Raw genomic sequence first — 21,647 nt, 5'->3', positions numbered from 1 at the left:
CGCTGATGATGACAACATTACTACCCGATTTCACAGCATTTTCGTCATTCACTTCCTTCGCGGTAAGCGTTGCCTTAGCGCCTGTCCGCTCCTTGGCCATCGTTTTTCATTCCTTCTCATCCCGGATGGAATCTCTCACTGAATAGCGGTTCAGTGGGTTTTGTGACACGCATCGTTTGATAACAGGGATTACGGCGGGTCGAATATGGATAAGTTTAAGCGTCATTTGGTGTGGTGGGGGGCGGGCATCCTGGTGGTAGTGGCCGCGATAGCATGGTGGATGCTACGTCCTGCGGGGATACCTGAAGGGTTTGCAGCCACCAATGGCAGAATAGAAGCCACTGAAGTGGATATCGCCACCAAAATTGCCGGACGTATTGATACGATCCTCGTGTCGGAAGGGCAGTTTGTCCGCCAGGGCGAGGTGCTGGCGAAAATGGATACCCGCGTGCTGCACGAGCAGCGACTGGAAGCGGTCGCGCAAATCAAAGAAGCGGAAAGTGCGGTGGCGGCGGCACGGGCGCTGCTGGAACAACGGCAAAGTGAAATGCGCGCTGCGCAGTCGGTAGTCAAACAGCGTGAAGCAGAGCTGCAGTCGGTCTCTAAACGTCACGTGCGCTCCCGTTCACTGTCCCAGCGTGGTGCGGTGTCTGAGCAGCAACTGGATGACGACCGCGCCGCCGCTGAAAGTGCGCGTGCTGCGCTGGAATCGGCAAAGGCGCAGGTCTCTGCCGCGAAAGCGGCGATTGAAGCCGCCCGCACCAGTATCATCCAGGCGCAAACCCGGGTCGAGGCTGCACAGGCCACCGAACGACGCATTGCGGCAGATATCGATGACAGCGAGCTGAAAGCCCCGCGCGATGGTCGCGTGCAGTACCGCGTGGCTGAACCGGGCGAAGTGCTGTCCGCTGGCGGGCGCGTGCTGAATATGGTCGATCTCAGCGATGTCTACATGACGTTCTTCTTGCCAACCGAACAGGCTGGCCTGCTGAAGATTGGCGGTGAAGCGCGACTGGTGCTGGATGCCGCGCCGGATCTGCGAATTCCGGCGACCATCAGCTTTGTCGCCAGCGTCGCGCAGTTCACGCCGAAAACGGTCGAAACCAGCGATGAGCGGCTGAAACTGATGTTCCGCGTGAAAGCGCGTATCCCACCGGAGCTGTTACAACAGCATCTGGAGTACGTGAAAACCGGTCTGCCGGGCATGGCCTGGGTGCGTCTGGATGAAAGCCGCGCCTGGCCTGACTCCCTGGTGGTGAGGTTGCCGCAATGACGCATCTGGCGCTGGTTCCCGTTCCTCCCGTGGCGCACCTTGACGGCGTGAGTCAGCATTACGGGACAACGGTCGCGCTGAACAATATCACGCTGGATATCCCCGCCCGCTGTATGGTGGGCCTGATTGGCCCGGATGGCGTCGGAAAATCGAGCCTGCTGTCGCTTATTTCCGGTGCGCGGGTGATTGAACAGGGTAACGTGATGGTGCTGGGTGGCGACATGCGCGATCCGAAGCATCGTCGTGATGTCTGCCCGCGTATTGCCTGGATGCCGCAAGGGCTGGGTAAAAACCTGTACCACACGCTGTCGGTGTATGAGAACGTCGACTTCTTTGCCCGGCTGTTTGGCCATGACAAAGCGGAGCGTGAAGCGCGTATTACCGAACTGCTGAACAGCACCGGGCTGGCGCCGTTTCGCGACCGCCCAGCCGGGAAACTGTCGGGCGGGATGAAACAAAAGTTGGGGCTGTGCTGTGCGTTAATCCACGACCCGGAATTGCTCATTCTTGATGAACCCACCACCGGGGTAGACCCGCTGTCACGCGCCCAGTTCTGGGATCTGATTAACAGCATTCGCCAGCGTCAGACCAATATGAGCGTGCTGGTTGCCACCGCCTATATGGAAGAAGCCGAGCGCTTTGACTGGCTGGTGGCGATGAACGCGGGTGAGGTATTAGCTACCGGCAGCGCGCAGCAGTTGCGCGAAAAAACGAACAGCGCCACGCTGGAACAGGCGTTTATCGCGCTGTTACCGCAAGCGCAGCGTCAGGCGCACAAGCCGGTCGTGATCCCGCCTTATCACGCCGAGCAGGAAGAGGTCGCCATTGAGGCGAAAGATCTGACCATGCGCTTCGGCAAGTTCGTCGCCGTTGACCACGTTAACTTTCGCATTCCCCGCGGGGAGATCTTCGGCTTTCTCGGCTCCAACGGCTGCGGTAAATCCACCACCATGAAGATGCTCACCGGACTGCTGCCCGCAAGCGAAGGTGAGGCGTGGCTGTTTGGGCAAGCAGTTGACCCGAAAAATATCGATACCCGCCGTCGGGTGGGCTATATGTCGCAGGCGTTTTCGCTCTACAGCGAACTGACCGTGCGGCAAAACCTTGAGCTTCATGCACGGCTGTTCCATATCCCCGAAGCGGAAATCCCTGGGCGGGTGCAGGAGATGAGCGAACGCTTTTCGCTGACCGATGTTGAAGACGTGCTGCCTGGTGCCTTACCGCTGGGGATTCGTCAGCGCCTGTCGCTGGCCGTGGCGGTGATTCATCGCCCGGAAATGTTGATTCTCGACGAACCGACTTCCGGTGTTGATCCGGTGGCGAGAGATATGTTCTGGCAACTGATGGTCGATCTGTCGCGCCAGGACAAAGTCACTATTTTTATCTCCACCCACTTTATGAACGAAGCGGAGCGCTGCGACCGGATGTCGCTGATGCACGCCGGAAAAGTGCTCGCCAGCGGTACGCCGCAGGAGCTGGTGAAACAACGCGGCGCAGCCAACCTGGAAGAGGCGTTTATTTCCTGGCTACAGGAAGCCGCAGGCCCGGCACCGGAAGCTCAGTTACCGCCAGCCAATGTTCCGGTCGTGCATGAAAACAGTCAGCCGCCGCGCCAGGGCTTTAGCCTGCGGCGCTTGTTCAGCTACAGCCGGCGTGAAGCGCTGGAGCTGCGGCGGGACCCGGTGCGTTCAACGCTGGCGCTGATGGGGACGGTGATTCTGATGCTGATCATGGGCTACGGCATCAGCATGGACGTGGAAAATCTGCGTTTCTCCGTACTCGACCGTGACCAGACCGTCAGCAGCCAGGCGTGGACGCTGAATCTGGCGGGATCGCGCTATTTTATCGAGCAACCGCCGCTCAGCAGTTATGACGAGCTGGACAAACGGATGCGTGCGGGCGAAGTGGCGGTGGCGATAGAAATTCCACCTAACTTTGGCCGCGATATTGCGCGTGGCACGCCGGTGAAGATTGGCGTCTGGGTTGATGGCGCGATGCCGAGCCGGGCCGAAACGGTAAGGGGTTACGTACAGGCCATGCACCAGACCTGGCTGCAGGATGTGATGGCGCGTCAGCCCAATGCCAGTGGTCAGAACGGGTTGATGACCATTGAGACGCGTTATCGCTATAACCCGGATGTGAAGAGCCTGCCGGCGATTGTTCCGGCAGTGATCCCGCTGCTGTTGATGATGATCCCTTCCATGCTCAGCGCACTCAGCGTGGTGCGCGAAAAAGAGCTGGGATCGATTATCAATCTGTACGTTACCCCCACGACCCGCAGTGAGTTTTTACTCGGCAAACAGTTGCCGTACATCGTGCTGGGGATGCTTAACTTTCTGCTGCTGTGCGCGTTGTCGGTGTTTGTGTTCGGTGTGCCGCATAAGGGGAGTTTTTTAACCCTGACGCTGGCCGCGCTGCTGTACGTCACCATTGCTACCGGACTGGGGCTGCTCATCTCCACGTTTATGAAAAGCCAGATCGCCGCCATTTTTGGTACCGCGATTATCACGCTGATCCCGGCAACGCAGTTTTCCGGGATGATCGACCCGGTGGCTTCGCTGGAAGGGCCGGGCCGGTGGATTGGTGAAATTTACCCGACCAGTCATTTTCTGACCATCGCGCGTGGAACCTTCTCTAAAGCGTTGGATCTGATGGATCTGTGGCAGCTGTTTATCCCGCTGGCAATCGCCATTCCGGTGGTGATCGGTCTGAGCGTGTTACTGCTGAAAAAACAGGAGGGGTGATGCGCCGATTACGCAATATTTATAATCTTGGTATCAAAGAGTTGCGCAGCCTGCTGGGCGACAAAGCGATGCTGACGCTGATTGTCTTCGCCTTCACGGTATCGGTTTACTCTTCTGCGACGGTGCTGCCTGGGTCGCTGCATCTTGCGCCGATTGCTATCGCCGATATGGACCAGTCGCAGCTGTCGAACCGCATTGTGAACAGCTTTTATCGCCCGTGGTTTTTACCGCCGGAGATGATCACTGCCGATGAAATGGATGCCGGGCTGGATGCCGGACGCTATACCTTTGCTGTGAATATTCCGCCTGATTTTCAGCGCGATGTGCTGGCAGGACGACAGCCGGATATTCAGGTTAACGTGGATGCCACGCGAATGAGCCAGGCGTTTACTGGTAACAGCTATATCCAGAATATCATCAGTGGCGAAGTGAACAGCTTTGTGGCGCGTTACCGTGACAATACTGAACCGCCGGTGGCGCTGGAAATGCGCATGCGCTTTAACCCTAATCTGGAACCTGCCCGTTTTGGCGCGGTGATGGCGATCATCAACAACATTACCATGCTGGCGATTGTGCTCACCGGGTCGGCGCTGATCCGCGAACGTGAGCACGGGACGATAGAGCACCTGCTGGTGATGCCGGTGACACCGTTTGAAATCATGATGGCAAAAATCTGGTCGATGGGGCTGGTGGTGTTGGTCGTTTCCGGGTTGTCGCTGATGTTGATGGTGAAAGGGGTACTCGGCGTGCCGATTGAAGGCTCGATACCGCTATTTATGCTGGGTGTGGCGCTGAGCCTGTTTGCCACTACCTCGATCGGTATTTTTATGGGGACGCTGGCACGATCGATGCCGCAACTGGGATTGCTGATGATTCTGGTGCTGTTGCCGTTACAGATGCTCTCAGGGGGCTCTACGCCGCGTGAAAGTATGCCGCAGGCCGTGCAGGACATCATGCTAACCATGCCGACCACCCACTTTGTCAGCCTGGCGCAGGCGATTCTTTATCGTGGGGCTGGGTTCAGCATCGTCTGGCCGCAGTTCCTGACGCTACTGGCGATTGGCAGCGCGTTTTTCCTGATAGCGTTGTTACGCTTTCGCAAGACGATTGGCACGATGGCGTAATCATCATTGCCGGGGGCGCTTCGCTTGCCCGGCCTACGTAGGCCGGATAAGGCGCAGCCGCCATCCGGCAACGAAACAGGCAATTACTCTTCTTTCGGCAGGCACTGCAAATGACCATGACGTACGCCGCGTTGGGAAATCACATCATCGGCAAAATGCTGAACATCGCCCATATCGCCTTTCAGAACGGCGATTTCCAGGCAGTCGTCATGGTTGATGTGAACGTGTAGCGTAGCGACCGACAAATCATGGTGATGGTGCTGCGTCGAAACAATGCGGCTGGCCAAATCACGCTTCTCATGTTCATAAACGTACGAGAGTACCGCGAAGCCCTGAGTGCCATGCTCCTGGGTCGTTTCCTGCGCCAGTGCGCCACGCAAAATATCGCGAATCGCTTCAGAACGGTTGTTGTAACCACGGCGCTGGCTCAGGCTATCCAGCGTTTCCAGTAAATCGTCATCGAGAGTAATGGTGACTCGTTGCATCTGCAGTTAACCTTTCATGTCGCGCGTCGGCGCACAGGGAATGCGGGAGTTACAGCCTCTGCACGGCGTCGGCTGTCAGGGTAAATGGCGTTGGCGTGCACACGGCCAGACTCAGGGTGTCGAGCTGGCACTGGCTAACGGAGAGCGAGGTTGTCAGCGTAGTGCTATCGACGCTGACAATTTGCCAGGCGCTGCCGCCACGCTGCTTAACGATGGCTTCTTTGCGCGTCCAGATGCGCCAGAAAGCCGCCAGTTGGTGTTCCGGATGTTCTGCTTCGATTTCGGCATGTTCCCCGAGACTGAACACCGTATTTGCCAGTGTCTTCCAGTTTTCGCGCGGGCGCACGACTTCAATATCGCAGCCCACTTCCCCTTCGTCGCTAAGCAGCAGAGCAATGTCATCACCGCTGTGGCTAAGATTGAACCACAGCGGCGTGTCGGCTGAAAAGGCCGGTTTTCCTTGCTCGCCGTAGACGATATCAGGCAATGGCGAAAGGGCATGGGAAAGCAGCACGCGGCCCGCCAGCCAGCGTGCGCGGCGAGCACCCTGCGGTGCCTGCTCATAGAGCGCATGAGGCAGTACGCCGGTGCTTAAATCAGAAACTTTCCCTAGAACGATCCGGTACATATCACGGCCAACGTTTGATGATGATAGAAGTATTGATGCCGCCAAACGCAAAGTTATTGCTCTGCAAAAACTCGCAATCAATCTTGCGGGCTTCACCCATAATGTAATCCAGCGCGCCACAATTGGCATCTGGCTGACTCAAATTCAGCGTAGGCGCAAACCAGCCTTCACGCATCATTTGCAGACTCATCCAGGCCTCCAGTGCGCCACAAGCGCCAAGGGTATGCCCAAAATAGCTTTTAAGCGAGGATAGCGGCACATTATCACCATAAATTGCGGCAGTCGCCTGACTTTCTGCAATATCGCCACGATCGGTTGCGGTACCGTGCGCTGAAATATAGCCGATATCCTGGGCGCTAATACCGGCCATGCTCAGCGATTTTTCCATGCAAATCTGCATCGTTTCGCGCTGTGGCTGGGTGATATGGGCTGCATCGCAGTTAGTGGCAAAGCCGACGATTTCACCGTAAATCGTTGCTCCACGTGCTTTAGCGTGTTCCAACTCTTCCAGCACCAGCGTACCTGCGCCTTCCCCGATGACCAGGCCATCGCGTTTTTCATCGAATGGGGAGGGGGTGGTTTTCGGTTCGTCGTTGCGCTGGCTGGTGGCGAACAGCGTATCAAATACGGCGGCTTCGGAAGGGCACAGTTCTTCTGCACCACCGGCAACCATCACCGTTTGATAGCCGTGACGGATGGCTTCCCATGCGTAACCAATGGCCTGGCTACCGGAGGTGCAGGCGCTGGATGTCGGGATGACTCGCCCACGCAGGCCGAAAAATAATCCGGTGTTAACGGCCGTGGTGTGCGGCATCATTTGCACGTAGGTTGTGCCGGTGATGTTATTGGTGTGCTTCTCGGTCAGCATGGTCGCGAACTCACTCACCGGCCCGGTGCTGCCTGTGGAGGAACCGTATGCTATTCCGGTTTCACCGTTGGTCAGTACCCGATCGCCAATCAGTCCGGCCTGTTCTAACGCCAGTTCTGATGCGCGAGTGGACATCAGCGACACGCGACCCATGGCGCGAATGCGCTTGCGGGTATAGTGTTCCGGCAGCGTGAAGTTGTCGATCGGCGCACCCAACAGCGTGTGCAGTCCGTCATAAACCTGCCACTCCGGCATTTTGCGTACCGCATTTTCATACGCCAATAGCCTGGCGGAGACATCCTGCCAGTTTTCCCCAAAGGCGGTGACGCCGCCCATGCCTGTAATCACGACACGACGTGTCATAACATCCCTCCATTGATGGAAATCACCTGGCGAGTGACATAGCCCGCCACATCCGACATTAAATAGCTGGCAAGCCCGGCCACTTCTTCAGCCTGACCTATCCGTTTCATGGGGATCATCGACATCGCCTCTTTCAATGCGGCTTCTTCCATCTCGATCATCCCGGTATCAATCAGTCCTGGTGCAATGCAGTTTACGGTAATTTTGCGTTTTGCCAGTTCGATGGCCAGCGCTTTGGTGGCGCCAATAATACCGGCTTTTGCTGCACTGTAATTAACCTGACCGCGGTTGCCCATCACGCCGGATACCGAAGACAGTGTGATGATACGACCACCCTGGCGTGCGCTAATCATTGGCATCATGCACGGATGAATGACGTTGTAAAAGCTGTCGAGGTTGGTGTGGATCACCGCATCCCAGTCGTTATCACTGAGCGCTGGGAAGGCGGCATCACGCGTCACCCCTGCGTTGCTGACAATACCGTACCATGCGCCGTTAACCTCAATATCGTGCTCCAGTACTTCACGGCACTGCTCGCGATTGGCAACGTCAAACGTCAACAGACGCCCTGTGCCGCCAGCGGCGAGGATAGCCTCCAGCGTGTCTTGTGCACCTTGCGCATCGCGATGATAGTGCACGCCGACCACAAAGCCGTCTGCCGCCAGTTGTCTGGCGATGGCGCGACCGATACCTTTGCTGGCACCCGTAACTAAAACTGAACGACTCATGTGGACGCTCCTTGTTGAAATAGCGTGTTAATTTCTTCTGCTGTTGGCTGGAAGGTGTTGACGCGACCGGTTGCCAGCGTCTTGTTGTCTGCCTGAATGATGCATTCAAAGCTACCGAATCGTGCATCCTGCATCAGCAATTTGACATGGATGCTCAGCCTCTTCCCGTCAGGTAGAACACCCGCAGCACAGACTAACTCGCGTGCGCCCAGCACCATACCTAACGCAATACTCGCCTGACCGTGTTGCTGGCGGTGCCAGCCAGACCAGACGCCAATGGTCTGCGCCATTAATTCCAGTGCGAACCAGCCGGGCAAATTGCCATCAGGGTCGAGGAAAGGGGCCAGTACGCTGTTTGCTGATACCGTAACGTGGCAGGTGGCGGTTTCGTCCGCCACACTGACGACCTCTTCAAGGAGCAGCATCGGTGCATCATGCGGTAAATAATCGCCCGGTGATAAATAGTGGCTCATGAGATTCTCCCGAGCAGGATGCTGGCATTATTACCGCCGAAGGCGAACGAGTTAGATAAGATTACTGGACGAGTCAGCGGCTGCGGCTGTTCAATGATGCCGCAGGGGGGCAATGTTACATCGCGCGGTGACTGGCTAAAATCCTGCGGTGGCAGTGGCAGGTTGCGTTGCAGAATCAGCATACTGATCGCGGCTTCGGTGATCCCCGCAGCGCCCAGCGTGTGGCCGGTCAGGTGTTTGGTCGAGCTGCATGGGACCGTGTCGCCAAATAGTGTGCTCACGACGTTGGATTCAATTTGATCATTTAGCGGAGTGGCCGTTCCGTGCAGATTGATATAGCCCACGTGTTCCGGTGTCATTCCTGCGTCGTTAAGTGCCTGGCCTATGGCGCGAATGGCACCTTCTCCCTGCGGGTGGGGAGCCGAAATATGGTACGCATCGCTGGATTCGCCGACGCCCAGGAGTGCAATGGGCTGTGGCTCGCGGGTTAATACCATCAATGCGGCACCTTCGCCGATGGTGATCCCATTGCGGTCGCGGCCAAACGGCTGGCATCGCGTTGGGGAGAGCGACTCCAGACTGTGGAACCCGTTGATTGGCATTCGGCTTAGCGTATCCGCACCGCCGACAATGGCGATATCGACCAGACCAGATTCGATCAAACGACGTCCGCTCATGATAGCCCGCGCACTGGACGAGCAGGCGGTTGAGAGCGTAAAGGCCGGGCCATCCAGCGCCAGCCAGTGGCTAAGAAAACGCGACGGATCGCCCAGTTCCTGCTGCGGGTAGCGCCAGTCGGTGCTCTCTTTGTCGTTGAGTATTAGATCAACGTGAACGTCACCTTCATCCAGACCGGAGGTGCTGGTACCGAGAACGACAGCAATACGATCGCGGCCAAACCGGGTGATAGCGTCGTCCACCTGCGGCTGGATTTGTGCCAGTGCGGCCAGCAGTAGCTGGTTATTGCGCGAACGATGTGCGCTAAATTGCTGAGGGATCGCGGGCAGCTCACCGTCTACGCCTGCTAATACGGCGGGTGGGTGTCCTTGCAGCCAGTTCGCGCGTGGGCGCATTCCCGGCGCGATGCCACGTGTGAGGTTGGCTGCGATTTCATCGGTGTTATTGCCCAACGCGTTAATCATGCCAACGGCAGAAATGTAGATCATCTCAGTCACCCAGGTATTGAATGGTGATGTGGTATTTAAATACGTGCTGCTCAATGCTGATCGGTTCGCGTTTTCCTTTTCGATTCAGATACGTGATTTCCGTGACCAGTTTGCCGCGGCTATTGCGCAGTTCACGCGTATCACCCGTATCGACGAGCCTCCAGCCTTGAGGTAATTGCGGTTGCCAGGCGCTAATTGGCCAATGGCTGAGCATCACGTCAGCCAGCACCTGACTGGCGGGCGGCAGTTGCGGAACGATGATCGATTGCTCGGTGTGCAATCCTTTTTCATCGTAAGTCACGAGGAACAGGCGAATGCCAACTGATGACAAGCCGGCCAGTGTGATTTTCTTATCATCAGCGTTAAGCATGACCAACAGCGACTGAGTTTTGCCGTTAAAACTTCCGGTCAGCAGCTGTTGTGAATTCACCGCGGGAGAAATCCCCGGAGCAGGTAGCGTCACACGAGCGCCCGGCTCTAACCAGGCTTGCGGACGGCCTTGCTGTTCCGGCTGCGAGTGGCCGCATCCGGCCAGCAGTAACGTGGCGACGAGCAGGCCCCGCCGGATGGCGCTGTGCTTATCCGGCCTACAATTGATGCGCTGGTGTTGACCGACAATGCCGCCATCCGGCAAAAGCCCACTCAACCAACGAAATATCGGTTTACTCATCGTTTTTTCTTCTCTCTTTTCGTTGGCATCGCCAGCGGTGACAGCAGGAAGGCGGTGAAAATGCCGCTTACCAGCACAATGCCAAAACTGCTGATTGCCTGAGTGGCGCTAAAGACCAGCATGCCGAGCGTCAGGAGCGTGGTCATCATCGCCAGCGTGATAGCCAGTAGTGACGTCAGTGGCGTACCGCGTGGATTACTGAAAAACAGCGTGTAGTTAATGCCAATTCCCAGTACCAACACCAATGCCAGCAGTGAGAACAAGTTGAGCGCATGGCCACTCAGGGCCAGTACCGCCAGACCACAACCTAAAGATAACACGGAGGGGACCAGGCTAATTAAGCCCTTACGCCAGCCAAGTCGAATCACGGCACCACAGGCAATTACTGCCAGTGCAACACACAGCAAGCCCGTCAGAATATGGCGATAAAGGGCAAACAGATTGTCAAAGCTGCTCTTACGATCCACCCACGCCACGCCGGAATATTTCGTGCTGAGTGTGTTTAAAGCATCACTTTGTTTCACGCCTTCAACGGGAACCAGTACGCTGCTTTCGCCGTCCGCCAGCGACAGCCACAGCAAGCGCCAGCCCTCACTGGCCGGGCTGGAAAGCCAGGCATCGACGGTGACCGGCATGGCGCTAAGATCGGGGTTCACCGTTGCCAGTCCGGCGCTGTTTAAGGCCGTTGTGACGGCGGGCGCGGCATCTTTTAACAGGGTGAGATCCTGCTGCTGCCGGGCGAGTGAATTGAGCGGAATGGTGCGATACCCGCTGAGTAATCCGTCTTTTTTTGCCTCTTCCAGCGCGGGAGTAAAGGCTTCCAGTCGCTCCAGCGTTTGCTGAGCGGATTTGCCGTACACGACAAACCACTTCTGGTCGACGCTTTGCCCGGTCAGGGCGGTAATCGCTTTTTCCTGAGCGAGAATGCCCTGCGGCAGCGCCTGTAACTGGGAGATATCATCGTCTACGCGTAGCGTCGCCATGCCTGCCAACGAGAACAATGCCAGCGCCACCGGCAGGCCAACGGATACTGTCTTATTCCGCCGCCAGGCGGCAAGCCAGCGTAGCATGAGCACCATTGCCGGAACCGGGCGCACCGGCAAGCGACGACACAACCAGGGGTGCCAGAAAATGACTGTCAAACATGAGGCACTCAGACCCACCGCCGCGAATACCGCCATCTGGCGAATACCGGGGAAGGGGGCGAGCATCATAATCAGATACGCCGCCACGGTGGTCAGTAGTGCCAGGAGCAGGGCATTGCGTACTTTGGCAAGGCTTTGCCATGGCGATGTTTCTGCGCCGTGCACCATCCGCTCGGTCAAATAGTAGAGCGTATAGTCGGCAGAAATACCGATGATGCTCATGCTCATCACCAGCGTCATCAGATGGAGCTCGCCAAAAATCAGCAGCGTGACGACGGTTCCCGCCAGCGCGCCAATACCAATTGAAATCAGGCACAGCAGCAGCGGACGCAGCGAACGAAACACGGCCACGATGAGCAGGATCACCCCGATCACGGTCGCTATGCCGAGGGTCGAGATATCCTGTTTCGCCTGCTGGCTGGCGTAATCGCTGTAGAACAGCGTCCCGCGAGACAGCAGTTGTGCCTGCGGATAGTGGGTTTTGAACTCACCTTCCAGCGTATTCAGTGTAGTGACCAATTGGTGCGTCTGTTGCATATCAAACGATGAACCGGTCAGCTCGCCATGTAACAGATACCAGTAGTTGCCTTGTTCGTCCTGCGTGACCAGCCAACCGTCCATCAGGCGTAAACGCTGCCCACTTTTAGCCATGGCCAACTGCGAGCCGCGCATCAGCATGAGGGGATCGTTTTGTAGCTCTTTGCCGCTGACGCCGGAGAACGCCGAGTAAAGCTGGGACAGAATCCACTGGGCCTGCGCTTCGCCGCCGTTTTGCAGACGGGCGCGGGTGTCGTTATCTATCAGGCCGTTACGATGTTGCCAGAAGAAAGCCCCCCAGGCCTGCTGGCTGTTGGCATCCATCGGGCCTTTCACCTGAGCCAGCGCGTGCGATTTTTGCAGTCGCGCCAGCCAGTCGCGCGCCACCGTCGGGTCCGGTTGTTTACTGGGGCTCACCAGCCAGACCAATTGCCGGTCAAGGCGCTGCATAAAACCCTCGTTCAGACTCGGCGGGATGGCCCCCAGTGTTTGCTTTGGCAACATGGCCAGCACGCTGCTGTTAAGCCGGGCCTGAGGTAGCAGCGTCAGCAAGATGCCCAGCAGAATCAGGCAGGCGGCTCCCCATAACAGCGCGGGGCGTTTACTGGGCGGCAAAGCGTTGGCGTTCGTCATCGGTCAGTTGCGCTGGCGTGAGTTGGTGTTGGGAAAGCGCGATATCGGTGCGATCGCCCTGCTTATCATTGAGCTGAATACTCTCCAGGTAGGTCTTTCCGGCTAAATCAATCGTCGCAAAAATCTTATCCAGCGGGGTGGTGATTGGCGTCAGGCGTAGCGTCCAGCGCCCGTCCCCTAAGTCTGCAAACGCCACGCGGAAGTTTTGTTCCAGCACCTTACGATCCGCCTGGAATAACGCCCGTAGCAGATGGTTAAACTGGAACATTTGCGGGTTATTCTCCGCGGTGATGGTCTGCGGCGGTTGACCGTTAATCGCCTGAACCATCCGTTTGTCATCCAGTAGCAACTGCATCGGGAACGGCGCGGTTTGGTCCCATAACAGCCCCTGGTCGCGGGCGATCAACATGTTGCCCTGAGATCGCAGCGGCTGCGGCAGATCCTTTATCGTCCGGGTTTGATCGAAATGGGCGCGAACCACCGGTTGTTCGGTAAAACGCTGTTGCAGGGCGTCAAGCGTCAGGGCGCTGACGAAAGGGCTGACGAGCAGCAGAAGCAATGGCCATAATTTCATGGTGTCACTCCCATCCGTTCAAACAGAATATCGGGGCTGACAAAGCACAGTTCACGGCTTTTTTCGTCGACGGCGACCTGGATGGTGTAGCCTGTTGTGGCGCGTTTCCCTGTTTCAGCATCAAAAATTTCGTAGCCGATACGCAGGCGATTTTCGAACTCTTTAATTTGGGCGCGTACACGGATACGCTGCTCGAAAGTCAGGGCATTGCGATACTTCACGCGAGTGTCGACCACGGGCCACAGATAGCCAGATTCTTTCATCTGCCGATAACCGTAATCGAATTGGTTCAGCAGTGCCTCACGGGCAGTCTCGAAATAGCGGAAGTAGTTGCCATGCCACGCTACACCCATCATATCGACGTCGTGAAACGGAATAGTCAGCTCGACTTCAGCCGTAAAGCGGGGATCGTTAAGCACCCTTTACTCCTTGTCTTTGGTGTCCGGCAGTTGCCAGAAATCGAAAAAGTTAAACCAGTCGAGTGGCGACTGAAGTGCATAGTGCTCAAGGCGTTCGGCGTAGCGATCGACGGTATGTTGTAATGCCTGTTGTCGGGTAGCGCGTGGCAAGAGCAGCGGGTCAGCAAACGGTTCGCAGTGGATATGTAGCTTCTCCTGCTGGCGCAGGGCGAAAATCAGATCCACCGGGCAGCGTAAAATAGATGCAAGAATGAACGGGCCCTGTGGGAATGGCGCAACTTGCCCCATAAAGCGGCTCCAGCAGACACGCCATTCGCCGCCACGTTGGGTAGTGACGGCGATGCGATCGCCGACGATGGCTATCCATTCGCCACGATCCAGTTTCTCTTTGAGCAGAATGGCGGTATCCGGGCCGATATCGTTCACCGGAAGCAGGTTTAACCCAGCCTGCGGGGCCATCTCTTCCATGATTTGTTTAAAGCGTTGGGCGTTATCGCTAAATACCAGCGCATTGATTGTCTTACTGCCCTGTAGTTGGGCCAGTGCCCGACAGGCTTCGACATCACCCAGATGCGAAGCCAGCAGCAGTTTTCCTCGCGGGTCGCTGACATTTAGCGTTTCTTCTGCGCCTGGTGCAAAAACAACATCGCGGCCAACGTGCAGCTCACCGCGCCAGCTGGCAATCTTATCCAACATCGCGCCGCCAAAACGCAGGAAATGCTGATAACTGGTCAGGTTTGACGGTACTGGCATCCGGCGTGCGATCAGTTGCGCCCGTACGCGGCTAATCCAGCTCTGAGAGGCTTTTCGGGCAGTTGATGCGGTGAGCCAGTAAACGCCGACTACCGGATACAGTAGCAGGGAGAAGGCTTTGCGACCGAGTAAACGCCAGACCAGCAGCATCAGACGCATTCCCCACAACCCTTTGACTTCCTGCTGCTGCGCCCAGTGTGTTGATGAACGACGAAAAAGCAGGGAGGGGATACGCGGCAACATGCCAAAAAACAGGCGAGTGTGCATTAATGAAATGCGCAGATTGTCTTTGAGCGCGTCGAAATGGGATAGCCCGTCCTGCGGATAGGTGACTCGCGTTGGGATAAAATAGCTGGTGTTGCCTTGCCAGTAGAGGCGCACCATCACTTCGGTATCAAAATCCATCCGTTTGCCGAGCGTCACGCGCTGTGCCAGTTGCAGTGTAGGTGCCACCGGATACACACGGAAACCACACATGCTGTCTTTTAGCTGCAACGAGAGCGTTTCTATCCACACCCAGATGTGAGTTACCCAGCGTCCGTACAGGCGCGAGCGAGGAACAGAATCATCGTAAATCGGTTGCCCGGAAATGAGCGCTGTCGGATGTTCTTTTGCCAATGCCAGCAGCCTGGGAATATCTTCAATGGCATGCTGCCCGTCGGCATCGACCTGCACGGCATGACTAAACCCGGCATCTGCCGCCGCCTGTATTCCGCTAATCACCGCCGCGCCTTTGCCTGCGTTGACCGGCAGGCGAATTAACGTCAGATTGCGGTATTCTGCCGCCAGGCGTGCCAGTTCGTCTTGTGTGGTCTTGTCGCTGCCATCGTCCACCACAATGCAGGGGAGATTGAACGGCTGAAGACGATCCAATACGCCCGACATCATCGCGCCGTGGTTATAGCAGGGGATCAACACGCACGGGGAAAACGTCAGCGGCATAACCGAATCTTCCCACTGCTGGCGGTATGGCGCGCTTCACCGTCGTGGCGCTGGTAACTAAAAGAGAGCATCTGACGTTCTTCCTGCCAGCTCAGGCTCAGGGTGACGGTGGTTCCAGGCAATAGCGGTGACTGGAACTTCACGTTCTGAATACTGTGAAAACGCCAGCCAGGGACCAGCAACGTGGTGGCGTAATGCATCGCCCAATCCAGTTGTGCAACGCCTGGCAGCAGTGGCTGCACGGCAAAATGTCCGCTGAACCAAAACAGCGAAGGGTCGAGATGTAAAACAATCTCAGCCTGTTGAGGCTGTGCCTGATGGCGCTCGATTTCATGGGGTTTCATGAAATAACTCCTGTAATTGCGCATAGACACGCTTGTTCATACTGTTGACCGGAATTTCATCAATCACCCGCCAGTAGCGGGGAACGGCGACCGGCTCCAGCCAGGGCAACAGCGAACGTCGCCAGGTCAGTTCTTGCGGTTTTCCTCCGCACTCGATCCAGCGTTGATGGGCTTTGTCATCCAGTACCAGAAGGACGCCAACGCCCTGGCGCCCCCCGCGTGAGACCGGCAATGCCGCGACATCGCAGATACCGTCCAGTGCCAGCAAGCGTTGCTCCACTTCGCTGAGTGAAATGCGTTTCTCTTCAATCTTGACGACTCGCCCACGCCTGCCCATCAGGCGAAACTGACCGTTTTCAGTAAATTGCAGAATATCATCCAGCAACAGGCCATCATCAGCGGCAATTAGCGGTGAAAATACGCGAAATGCGTCATTTTCTGGTTGAAATCTGACGCCGGGAAAAGGCAGCCATGCCACATCATCTTGACGGCGATAACGCCACGCAAGGATGCCGGTTTCAGTGCTGCCGTAGATCTCATCGGGCCAGACATTCAGCCAGTCAGCAGCCTGGGTGACGTCTTGCCAGGGCAGCATACCACCCGCAGACAGTATCAGTTCGACCGGCGGCGGTGCCAGGTGGTGGTCGAGGCGTTTCAGAAACGCCGGACTGCTGATAAACGCATACCGATGATCAGAGCTCAACGCCGCCAGTTGTTCGGCATACCAAAGCATTGCTGCGTGCAGCGGTAGACCTAAGGCCATTGGCAAGAAAATACGAAACGTCAGACCATACAGATGTTGCGGAACCACAGACGCAACCACCCGGCAACCTGCCAGACGATCGGCAAAGCGCGTCGCGAGCAATGCCGCTTCGCTATCCAGGCGAGCGATCGGTTTGATCACGCGTTTCGGCTGGCCGGTCGAACCGGAAGTGAACAGCTCCACAAAGGCGTCGCTGCGTATTGCCGGAAACGTGATGTCGTGGGTCACGGGTGTCATGGCAGAACTGACCACCCGCAGCACTCCCTGCCACTCCAGCGCTTTATCGCTCAGTACCCCGTCAAACAGCCTGTGCTGCTCGTTTAACAACGAAACGCGACAATGCCCAGGAATCACTGGCGTTTTGCCAGCATGTAGCGAGGCCAGTAGCGCGACGATAAATAAATAGCTGTTCTCGAAGCACAATGCCCAGCGCTCACCTTCCTGCTGCTGCAGGTACGTTATCAACTGGGCCACATCGTGGCGCAGATGACCCAGCGTCCAGGTATGCTCTTCCTGCCACGCAACAGGAACGTCGTTTGGGCGTAGGTCACAGAGCCATTGAGCAAGTGTGAGGGGCTGCTTCATTGGGTATCTCGTTTTATCACTAGTTGGCGAACTAACCACTCGCCGACCATCAATGTTCCCAACAGCAGATAGGAAACCATACCGTTCCAGGTCGTCCACAGGGTCATATCGCCATTCAGTGCGGTAAAGAGCGCAACGCTGCCATTGATGATGAAAAAGGCGCACCAGATTTGTGTCACACGGCGTGTGTAGCGTACTCCTGCCTCGGGCAGATTTGGGTCGCGCAGCCGCGCCAGGCGTTCAACAATGGGCATCGCGGACCACAGAGAACCACCAAATACCGACAGCATGACGCCGTTTACCACTACCGGGTAAAACAGCAGCAACTGATGCGTTTTGAGCAGATAACTGGCAATGCACAACGTGATACCCGCGACCGCCACGACCTGTGTCACGACGCGCAACGGTCCCGCCTGTCGCCGGGTCTGGCGAAAGCGTAAAAAAAGGAGTAGCGCCATCAACGGTAGCAACCAGTGCAGACTGTTATGCGCAAGGCCAAACCAGATCAAAAACGGCCAGGCCAACAACAGTAGGCCTGTTAGCAGTTGTACGACTGGCAGCGAGCGGGTGCCCGACATGGTGAATTACGCTTCTTTGAGAAGGCGTTCTACCGCGTCGACGACATCTTGTACGGTGCGTACTGCTTTGAACTCTTCCGGCTTGATTTTCTTACCGGTTTTCTTTTGCAGATGCACGATCATGTCGACGGCGTCGATGCTGTCGAGTTCCAGATCTTCGTACAGGCGCGCCTCAGGCTTAATGTCCTGCGGGTCGACTTCAAACAGCTTGACCAGCAGTGAGGAGACTTCTTCGTAAATGGCTTTTTGTTCGGTCATAACGGACTATCCTCAGGCACGTTGCGCGTGAATGAACGATGCCAGCGTGGCGACGGAGAAGAAGTGCTGACGCATTTCTTCGCTCTCTGCTGAGAGGACCACGCCATACTCGTTTTTCACCGCCAGCCCCAGCTCCAGGGCGTCGATTGAGTCCAGACCTAATCCATCGCCAAAGAGTGCCGCTTCGGTATCAATATCGTCAGCTGTCAGTTCGTCGAGATTCAATGTCGTTATAATGAGATTTTTGATTTCAAGATAAAGCGCTTGCATCATTAATTCCTGAAAGAGGTAAAGTACCTGGTTGTAATTGAAGCAAAAGATGCCGGTTCAACTGCCTTGCGGCCAGCGCCGGTTCTTGTGAATTTGCGTCGTAAAATTGGTCGATCTTAACCCGTTCGTGTACTGAAATGGTGAACATGGGCTTTATCGATGGGACGTCGTACCATTTGCTTTCTTTATCCAGCATTTGTTCGCTGCAGTTAATGGTGACGATGCGTAAATCGCTGCTGCAGCGTACGGCGATATTCGCCGCACCACGCTGTAACGTCATTTCCTCTCCGGGGCGTGTACGGGTTCCCTCGGGGAAAATTAAAATGGTATCACCTTGTTCCAGACGTTGCTGGCACGCGGGTAACAGCGCATCAGCCTGACTGTTAATCAGATAATCTGCTGCCCGGACCACGCCGCCGAGAAACGGGTTTTTCAGTAATGCGCTTTTTACCAGACAGTCGGTTTCTGGCATGACCGAGGCCAGTAACACGTAGTCGATGAGCGTCGGGTGATTGGCGACGACCAGGCACCCTTGTTCGTTGCGTAAAATGTCTCGTCCTGCAATCTGGTAATCCAGCACGCCAAGTCGCTTCACCACCGTTAAAAAGAGGCGAAAACTGGCAGCAATGCTGCGTCTGGCGATACGCCGACGCCGGGCTTTATCCCATACTGCGATGAGCAATACGTTAAACCAGACGGTAGAAAGGAGCAGTCCGCCGAGGCCAAACAGGGCAAAGCAAAAACCGGTCATCACCAGTCGCCATACCCAATTAAGCCGCAGGAAAATCGTGTTCATCCCTGACTCCACTGCCACTGTACGCGTTCGCCTGGCAGGGTAAACGCCGTGGTATCTTGCAAATAATGTTGTAAAAACAACAGACTCTGTGGCAATGACGTCTCACCTTGCGCGCGGCGTGGACGGGTTTCACATTGCCAGCGATCGCCGGATTCAATAACCAATGCAACGGCAAACGGCCATGTCGGCATATCAGGCGGCAACTGTGGATGATAAAACTCGGGCAGAAAACCGTCGAAATCGACCATCAATACACGCTGATATCCCGCCTGCAACAGCCCGATGATTTCGCACAGCCCCTGCTGGAACGTATCCCTGCCAGCAGAAAGCGAGGAGGAGACAATCGGTTTTTTCGCGGCAATGGTCAGGTTTCCCACCGCAGAATTATGCACAGAGAGGGCGAAATCGGTCGGTGAGAGTGCCTGCTCAGTCGCCAGAGCGTGCAGGATCCTGTAGTTACGCTCCAGTTCACCATGGCGGCTGGTGTACAACACGGCGTCGATATCATGACGGCGTAGCATCGCCAGCCCGCAATCAACGGCCAGTTTGCTACCGGAGCTGAGGCGGCGAGCCGTCATCATCGGTAACTCGCTGAGTTTAGCCAATGGCGCGGTGGGATCGATGGCGTGCGAAAACCGTGACCATTCATGCCACTGTTCTGTTTCGCTTAACCCTGGCGCCTTGGCCTGCCAGTCGATAATGTTGAATGCAAATTTCATCAACGCGTATCCGCGGTAAATCGGTTTTTCCGATTGTTTCTTATTTTTTCTTCTGACATATCAATAAAGTATGCCCAACACCTAAGTTGTCGTGGCGTTCATCTACCTGAAAACCTGCCTGATTCAGATAGTGATAAAACTTCTCTACGCTGTAGAAACGGCTGTTGCCATTCGCCATACAGGTAAAATAAAGCGAAGACGCATTCAGGCTAAATGAGGCCGCTTCAAATTTTTGGGCATCCCAAAACAGTTCCATAATGCACAGCTTCGCGCCCGGTTTCATCACCCGAGCAATGTTGCTCAGTATGGCGATAATTTGTTCCGGGGAAAAACAGTCCAGAAATTGGCTCATCCACCAGATATCTGCCTCTGCGGGTAAAGGCGAGTCGCTAAGCATATCCACAGCATGGAAATTTATGCGATGGGATAATCCCGCATTTTCGATATTTTCGCGGGCAAGTGCAATTTGTTGCGGCAAATCTAATAGAGTGACTGCAATATTGTCATCATGTTGACAACAACGTAATGCCCATTTTCCGGTATTTCCGCCGACATCGTACAGGGTTGCAGGGGCGCTGGCGAATACATATGGCAATGCGGCATCAAATGCGCCATCTGAATAGTAATGATCGAAAGCGAACCAACTTTCACGCGCAGCCAGGGGTAATTGTGACAGTGCAGGATAGATTGTTGGCCAGTCGCCAAAAATTTTTAATCCAGCGGGTTTCCCTTCTTTCAGCGCATTCTCCAGATAGAACAGTCCCTGATAACAAACATCCTGGGTGAAATCCATATTCACACGCGTCATCGTGTCATGTAAAAGGAAGTGGCCGACTTTTGCGAGGTAATAATATCCTTCTTTGTGGGTAATGATTCGCCCACTTAACCCCATATCCAACAGGATGCTGGCGGCATATTCGTTTATGGTGCTGTTCTCGGTAATTTCGTCGAGCGTGGCACCGCGTTTACCTTGCTTGTCCAGCCAGGTGAGTACTCCCGCATTTCGCAGACACAACGCGGTTTGAAAAAGCATAGGGGCAAAGGCGATACGTTGTGCTTCAGTAATGGCATCCAGTGCGCTAAGCGAATCCTGTTCGTACATGTGGGGACAACCTGTTAAATGGCAGAGAGTAAGAGTATCGGGCCTTTTCGGCCCGACTTTAGGCGTAATTACAGATTGGCACCGGCTGACAGATTGAGCTGGATGTCTTTATCCAGATTGCGTACCCAGCGGTTGTAGTTTTTATGGATTTTTCCACCAGAAGCCTGCAGGTTAAGGCTGCTGTCGTATTTAATGTCATAGCTGGTGGCGGTATAAGTGATACGGACTTCAGCCACATGGTCGCGGGTTTGTTGGCGTGCTTTAATGACACCAGGACCGGCTTCAGACATGACCCATTGGCGTTGAATGCCCGCTTTCAGAATCGCGGTTTTAACCTGATCCTGAGTGTGCCCCGCGCTTACGCTGGTGTGAACTTGATCGATCGGCGCAGTACGCGCACATCCCGCCAGCGCACCGACAACGGCAATGGCCGCAAACCACTTAATATACTGTTTCATTAAAACTCCCTATCAAAGTACTGTTTATACGTGTTTAATAATAAGCTTCGAAATAATGATCACCCTGCAGCACCTGTGATTTTATTTAAGCTAAATTAGCATTTTATTTCACGTGTCCGATAGCAAGGCGACGGAGGTTACCGGATGGTAATATTCGGTGATTTTCTTCAACGGAAATTTTTCAGCATCATCATTGGCGAGAAGTATAGATTTTTAGATAAAACGTATCAAATAAAATAACCTTTAAAT

Annotated in this window: 23 protein-coding genes; 3 read left to right on the top strand and 20 right to left on the bottom strand. The window is 55.5% G+C overall.

What is annotated here, in order from left to right; translation table 11 throughout:
- Positions 1–205 precede the first annotated feature (205 nt).
- From NNO02_RS08605 to NNO02_RS08595, 3 genes are read left to right on the top strand one after another with little or no spacing between them, the layout of a single operon-like run.
- The gene (locus tag NNO02_RS08605; RefSeq protein ID WP_271454578.1) at positions 206–1,273 is read left to right on the top strand and encodes an HlyD family secretion protein; all 1,068 of its coding nucleotides are present in this window, start codon (positions 206–208) and stop codon (positions 1,271–1,273) included.
- Positions 1,270–4,017, top strand: coding sequence for a ribosome-associated ATPase/putative transporter RbbA (gene rbbA / locus NNO02_RS08600; protein WP_271454577.1), 2,748 nt, complete (start codon positions 1,270–1,272; stop codon positions 4,015–4,017). The genes NNO02_RS08605 and rbbA overlap by 4 nt, the downstream gene beginning before the upstream one ends.
- On the top strand, positions 4,017–5,141 hold the full coding sequence (locus tag NNO02_RS08595; RefSeq protein WP_137381997.1) for an ABC transporter permease: 1,125 nt from the start codon (positions 4,017–4,019) through the stop codon (positions 5,139–5,141). Before rbbA ends, NNO02_RS08595 begins: the two co-directional genes overlap by 1 nt.
- An 83-nt stretch (positions 5,142–5,224) precedes the next feature.
- Here NNO02_RS08595 and nikR read toward each other — a convergent pair whose 3' ends face one another.
- The 20 genes from nikR to NNO02_RS08495 all read right to left on the bottom strand — a co-directional run bounded on the left by nikR (position 5,225) and on the right by NNO02_RS08495 (position 21,386).
- Entirely contained in the window at positions 5,225–5,626 is a 402-nt protein-coding gene (gene nikR, locus NNO02_RS08590) for a nickel-responsive transcriptional regulator NikR (protein ID WP_005121550.1), read from the bottom strand.
- A gap of 49 nt (positions 5,627–5,675) precedes the next feature.
- Positions 5,676–6,254 carry a 4'-phosphopantetheinyl transferase AcpT gene (gene acpT, locus NNO02_RS08585; RefSeq protein WP_271441299.1) on the bottom strand — a complete coding sequence of 193 codons (579 nt, stop codon included), beginning with the start codon at positions 6,252–6,254 and terminating at the stop codon, positions 5,676–5,678.
- 1 nt (position 6,255) lies between these two features.
- Positions 6,256–7,485: a beta-ketoacyl-ACP synthase gene (locus NNO02_RS08580; RefSeq protein WP_271441300.1), complete on the bottom strand. Its 1,230-nt coding sequence runs from the start codon at positions 7,483–7,485 to the stop codon at positions 6,256–6,258.
- A complete protein-coding gene (locus tag NNO02_RS08575) occupies positions 7,482–8,213 on the bottom strand; it encodes a 3-ketoacyl-ACP reductase FabG2 (RefSeq protein ID WP_271454576.1) in 732 nt (243 codons plus the stop codon). The genes NNO02_RS08580 and NNO02_RS08575 overlap by 4 nt, the downstream gene beginning before the upstream one ends.
- On the bottom strand, positions 8,210–8,686 hold the full coding sequence (locus NNO02_RS08570) for an ApeP family dehydratase (protein WP_271454575.1): 477 nt from the start codon (positions 8,684–8,686) through the stop codon (positions 8,210–8,212). Before NNO02_RS08570 ends, NNO02_RS08575 begins: the two co-directional genes overlap by 4 nt.
- Complete coding sequence (locus tag NNO02_RS08565) at positions 8,683–9,852, bottom strand: beta-ketoacyl-[acyl-carrier-protein] synthase family protein (RefSeq protein WP_271454574.1); 1,170 nt, start codon at positions 9,850–9,852, stop codon at positions 8,683–8,685. The genes NNO02_RS08570 and NNO02_RS08565 overlap by 4 nt, the downstream gene beginning before the upstream one ends.
- A gap of 1 nt (position 9,853) precedes the next feature.
- Positions 9,854–10,522 carry a DUF3261 domain-containing protein gene (locus tag NNO02_RS08560; RefSeq protein WP_271441304.1) on the bottom strand — a complete coding sequence of 223 codons (669 nt, stop codon included), beginning with the start codon at positions 10,520–10,522 and terminating at the stop codon, positions 9,854–9,856.
- Positions 10,519–12,837 carry an MMPL family transporter gene (locus NNO02_RS08555; RefSeq protein WP_271454573.1) on the bottom strand — a complete coding sequence of 773 codons (2,319 nt, stop codon included), beginning with the start codon at positions 12,835–12,837 and terminating at the stop codon, positions 10,519–10,521. Before NNO02_RS08555 ends, NNO02_RS08560 begins: the two co-directional genes overlap by 4 nt.
- Positions 12,806–13,411, bottom strand: a complete 606-nt coding sequence (locus NNO02_RS08550) for a LolA family protein (RefSeq protein ID WP_202037513.1) — start codon at positions 13,409–13,411, stop codon at positions 12,806–12,808. The genes NNO02_RS08555 and NNO02_RS08550 overlap by 32 nt, the downstream gene beginning before the upstream one ends.
- Complete coding sequence (locus NNO02_RS08545; RefSeq protein ID WP_271454572.1) at positions 13,408–13,830, bottom strand: acyl-CoA thioesterase; 423 nt, start codon at positions 13,828–13,830, stop codon at positions 13,408–13,410. Before NNO02_RS08545 ends, NNO02_RS08550 begins: the two co-directional genes overlap by 4 nt.
- Before the next feature lie 3 nt (positions 13,831–13,833).
- Positions 13,834–15,525: a glycosyltransferase family 2 protein gene (locus NNO02_RS08540; protein ID WP_271454571.1), complete on the bottom strand. Its 1,692-nt coding sequence runs from the start codon at positions 15,523–15,525 to the stop codon at positions 13,834–13,836.
- A complete protein-coding gene (locus tag NNO02_RS08535; RefSeq protein ID WP_172741969.1) occupies positions 15,516–15,869 on the bottom strand; it encodes a beta-hydroxyacyl-ACP dehydratase in 354 nt (117 codons plus the stop codon). The genes NNO02_RS08540 and NNO02_RS08535 overlap by 10 nt, the downstream gene beginning before the upstream one ends.
- Positions 15,856–17,217: an AMP-binding protein gene (locus NNO02_RS08530; protein ID WP_271454570.1), complete on the bottom strand. Its 1,362-nt coding sequence runs from the start codon at positions 17,215–17,217 to the stop codon at positions 15,856–15,858. The genes NNO02_RS08535 and NNO02_RS08530 overlap by 14 nt, the downstream gene beginning before the upstream one ends.
- Positions 17,214–17,795, bottom strand: coding sequence for a hypothetical protein (locus NNO02_RS08525; RefSeq protein WP_271454569.1), 582 nt, complete (start codon positions 17,793–17,795; stop codon positions 17,214–17,216). Before NNO02_RS08525 ends, NNO02_RS08530 begins: the two co-directional genes overlap by 4 nt.
- A gap of 6 nt (positions 17,796–17,801) precedes the next feature.
- Positions 17,802–18,053 (bottom strand): acyl carrier protein, encoded by a 252-nt coding sequence (locus tag NNO02_RS08520; RefSeq protein ID WP_005121566.1) that lies wholly within the window; start codon positions 18,051–18,053, stop codon positions 17,802–17,804.
- Positions 18,054–18,065: 12 nt separating this feature from the next.
- Entirely contained in the window at positions 18,066–18,323 is a 258-nt protein-coding gene (locus NNO02_RS08515) for a phosphopantetheine-binding protein (protein WP_048213596.1), read from the bottom strand.
- Entirely contained in the window at positions 18,304–19,119 is an 816-nt protein-coding gene (locus NNO02_RS08510) for a lysophospholipid acyltransferase family protein (RefSeq protein ID WP_137381985.1), read from the bottom strand. Before NNO02_RS08510 ends, NNO02_RS08515 begins: the two co-directional genes overlap by 20 nt.
- A complete protein-coding gene (locus tag NNO02_RS08505; protein WP_271454568.1) occupies positions 19,116–19,838 on the bottom strand; it encodes a beta-ketoacyl synthase chain length factor in 723 nt (240 codons plus the stop codon). The genes NNO02_RS08510 and NNO02_RS08505 overlap by 4 nt, the downstream gene beginning before the upstream one ends.
- Positions 19,839–19,878: 40 nt before the next feature.
- Positions 19,879–20,940: a class I SAM-dependent methyltransferase gene (locus tag NNO02_RS08500; protein ID WP_137381983.1), complete on the bottom strand. Its 1,062-nt coding sequence runs from the start codon at positions 20,938–20,940 to the stop codon at positions 19,879–19,881.
- Between the two features lie 68 nt (positions 20,941–21,008).
- Positions 21,009–21,386 carry a hypothetical protein gene (locus tag NNO02_RS08495; RefSeq protein WP_122973906.1) on the bottom strand — a complete coding sequence of 126 codons (378 nt, stop codon included), beginning with the start codon at positions 21,384–21,386 and terminating at the stop codon, positions 21,009–21,011.
- Positions 21,387–21,647: the final 261 nt, after the last annotated feature.

This window comes from Citrobacter sp. Awk 2 (assembly GCF_028069815.1).
GTDB lineage: Bacteria > Pseudomonadota > Gammaproteobacteria > Enterobacterales > Enterobacteriaceae > Citrobacter.
This window is presented reverse-complemented; position numbering and strand designations above follow the sequence as displayed.